We start from the raw sequence: 2,649 nt of genomic DNA on the forward strand, positions 1-2,649 counted from the left end.
ATACCATGGCAAGCGCCCGATTGGCTGTTGCCGGTGGCCTGTCCCGATGGCTATGCCTATCTGATCGAAGCGCCTTCGACGCCCACGAACGAAGATACACAAGACGCGCTACCAACCGAGGCCGCGGCGCAAGACGGCGATCTAGACTCCGCCACCCGTTTACCACTGGATGGCTTCGAACTGGTTCCGGAAGCCACCCTCAAAGACGCTTATCAGCAGCTGAAAGCGCGCCGTGGCGTCAGGATTCTGCACTACAGCAGTTGGCGTCAGCCGTTCCCACCAAACAGCCCGGTACAAAACTTCCGCCTGATTGGCGGCAAGGACTACAGTGACCAGTTTTCAATAGTGGGGCTCCCGATCGTGCCCAACACAACCCCATTGCCACACGACGTGCCTGATGCGCAGAGTACGGACACACCCGATGGGCCAACGGAGCAAGAGGTACACGAGCAGACGTCTACCGAACCGGTCGAACACCTATCCGATCATGCCGAAGCGCCAGTGGTCGCCCCGGACACGGCCGACCAAGCAGATAGCGCCCCTCAGACCATCGCCATTGACCATCTGTGGGCATTGGATGGTTGGCTGACGCTTTACCGGAAACGCTATCTGCACGCCGAGTTGCATTTGCAATTTAGAGAGCCCGCCGAGCGCGAGGTCGATATTCTTTCTGATCTGGTCTCCGGCAACGAAGATCCGTTAGCCGATACCACGCGCGGCCTCAACTGGCAATTCCAATGGCAAGATCTCGATGGCGGCGAGGCCACAGATACCACCGAAAAAGTGACCTTTCTACGCGGCTATCGCATTGAAGCAGAACGGCGTATGCGTTCAAAAGAAATTCACTACTTTGACCATCCGCTGGTTGGCGTGCTGATTCTGATCACCCCGGAAGAACAATTGACCGACGAGACCAGCGAAGCGCTCGACACGCCCACCAGTTCGAAGGAAACCCATACCAACCCAACGATCCGCTAACACGCCGAAACTTTTTGTGCTGCCACGTCGGGCGCGGCCGTAAACCTGCGCATCCAAATAGGTTGGTGCCTCATTTTAAAGTTCGATTTGAACGGTACGTCGCCCTACGAGTCAGACAGGTAATGGTCAAAATTCTGTGTCAGTCCTCTACACTGCCTAAAGGAGGACTGACACAGAATTTTGAACACTACCAAACTCAAGGATATTTTTTTTCGCACTTATTTTTATACCTAACGAGCCGCTCTGCATCCTCTCTATACTCCTCTTTTAACGTGGCGTTATGCCCCTTCGAAAAATTTGCTGCAGCGAGGACAAAAAATGGCGACATGTTTCCCTCTAGCACCCCAATGCAGTACAATTTTGCTCCAAGTTTAGAGTCGGGCACATCCCATATCCCGTACAAATACTGTGACAAATCATCTTTCAATTTGGAGATGGTCGCAACATCGTATCTTATTTCTTTCTTAGGAAGGGTCAGATATTGACTCAATAGCGATAAATAAATATTCCTCGGTAACATTTCTTCAAGCTCTTTAATAGCTTCATCAATTGTCTCCGGAATCCAGTAATTTTTTTTATCGTCGGATATTCGTGGACGTACTATCACTTGGTTTCCCTTCACGTTCACTTCTTTCTGTGGCTGTTCAGACATAATTCTGAATCTCTCCACAGCAGGTGGGAGCATTTCCTCTCTTCGCAATACCTCCCCCTCCGCTATAGACAGTCCAATAACGATGAATGCAGTAAAGGCAGGAGTTAATTTAAATATGTTAAATATCATTATTCTGCTCCGTAAGGCTTAAGACATGGCAAAGGATTACATAGCGATATTCCTGGTTTCATCCTGTATTTGTCAGCATCTTGGCCAGATGAAATAGTGGAGTTTATATAACGTATATCACCTTTAGGTGTTCGCACATAGTAATCCAACCCCCTATCCGCTACTCTCCAATCTTTCTCGCTGAACCCTTCTTGGTTTCCAAAGTTTCCCCCAGGGTGAGAATGTAAAACACCTTTGATAGGGCCGCTTGACCTAATCTCCGAGATTTCATTGCCGTCTGCATCAACAATGCTGCCGGAAAACTTATATTCGTCGCGGACGACAATCGCGTCAGTATAGTAGTATTTGTTATCACTTCCTTTGACCAAAAAAACCAAGATTTCTCTGTTTTTCTTTGCACTCTGATACAGAGCCTCATTTTCCGCATAAAACGCTTTAACAGCATCTTCACGTTTGTTCCACCCCATTCCTTTTCCTGTTTTTGTCACAAATTTGTGCCTCACTGTTTGCGGTCTTCTATTTCGAAAGCCAGATGCTCCCTTTACATCGATAGAGTTACTTTTCTGACGGGGACTATTACCTATATCTGCTTGCTGCACTCTCTGCCCCTGCCTGGCCATCTGACTTGCGTCAGTGTTGTCCGGTTTAAAAACCCCCTTCCATGCTCCGCCGGAAATGACGTCGCGGCTTCCGGAAATCACTGTTGCACCGGCACTTATCCCACGCTTGACAAATTGTCCCACTTCTACAGTGCTGCCGTCTTTTTTAACAACAGTCACTTTTCCAGTCGTCTTGTCAATATGAATCCGTTTGACATCTTTCGCTTTAATATCCTTGGCCGTTTCTTGCTTGGCGCAAGTGGTGCCAGTGTTACCGTCACAGGCCGCCTC

3 protein-coding genes are annotated in these 2,649 nt (G+C 49.0%); 1 reads left to right on the forward strand and 2 read right to left on the reverse strand.

The features are described from left to right. Positions 1-978, forward strand: a complete 978-nt coding sequence (locus tag D6694_12465) for a hypothetical protein (protein ID RMH38412.1) — start codon at positions 1-3, stop codon at positions 976-978. A gap of 196 nt (positions 979-1,174) precedes the next feature. Here D6694_12465 and D6694_12470 read toward each other — a convergent pair whose 3' ends face one another. Then, positions 1,175-1,759, reverse strand: a complete 585-nt coding sequence (locus tag D6694_12470; GenBank protein RMH38413.1) for a hypothetical protein — start codon at positions 1,757-1,759, stop codon at positions 1,175-1,177. Continuing rightward, the coding region (locus D6694_12475) for a hypothetical protein (GenBank protein ID RMH38414.1) at positions 1,759-2,649 on the reverse strand (891 nt) is incomplete at its 5' end. The genes D6694_12475 and D6694_12470, both read right to left, overlap by 1 nt.

Source organism: Gammaproteobacteria bacterium, from assembly GCA_003696665.1.
GTDB lineage: Bacteria > Pseudomonadota > Gammaproteobacteria > Enterobacterales.

Bases quoted from the DNA above. Each gene is read 5' to 3' on its own strand.
- D6694_12470 (RMH38413.1), bottom strand. From the start codon at position 1,759: ATGATATTTAACATATTTAAATTAACTCCTGCCTTTACTGCATTCATC.